The sequence below is a fragment of the Amycolatopsis antarctica genome (genome assembly GCF_002262875.1).
Taxonomy (GTDB): domain Bacteria; phylum Actinomycetota; class Actinomycetes; order Mycobacteriales; family Pseudonocardiaceae; genus Amycolatopsis; species Amycolatopsis antarctica.
The window spans coordinates 1-601 of record NZ_NKYE01000054.1 but is presented as its reverse complement, the minus strand read 5'-3'; the positions used below and the strand labels follow the sequence as shown (position 1 = coordinate 601).

The 601-nt window shown below is 67.6% G+C and carries 1 protein-coding gene; it reads left to right on the top strand.

Translation table 11 applies throughout. The features are described 5' to 3' along the window. Positions 1-109 precede the first annotated feature (109 nt). On the top strand, positions 110-601 hold a 492-nt coding region (locus tag CFN78_RS28395), incomplete at its 3' end, for a DUF222 domain-containing protein (protein WP_165777747.1).

Genomic DNA, 601 nt, shown 5'->3' with positions numbered 1-601 from the left:
GTTGGCTGCGATTCTTGATATGGATTCTCGGGAAACGGTGCGGGTTGATCACGGGGGTCTGACCGGTGTTCGACTGTCTTCGTTGTCGGCGCGGGGGCTTCTTCGGGTGATGCGCGATGCCGAGGTCGCCCGATCGCGTGCCGAGGCTGTGCAGGTGCGGGCGGTGGCTCGGTTCGCGGCGTTGTCGGAGGAGCCGCGTGGGGTGGCGGCGGAGGTCGCGTTGACCCTGGCCACCACCGAGCACCGTGCACAGCGGATGGTGGCGCATGCGCAGGCGTTGACTTCTCGGCTGCCCGCGACGTTGGTTGCTCTGGACGCCGGCACCATCGATGCGTACAAGGCATCGAAGGTTGTGGATGCGACGAATCCGCTATCGGACGAGCAGGCTGCTGCCGTGGATGCGGCGATGGTGGGTCGGCTGGACGGGCGGAATCCGTCCAGCATTCGCCGCGCCGCCGTGCGGCAAGTCGTGGCCGTCGATCCGGACGGGCATGCTGAGCGGGCGCGGAAACGGCGTCTGGAACGCAGCGTGCAGTTGGTGCACCAGGACGATGCGATGAGCACCCTGATCGCCGATCTGCCTGCCGAGACCGCCACGGCG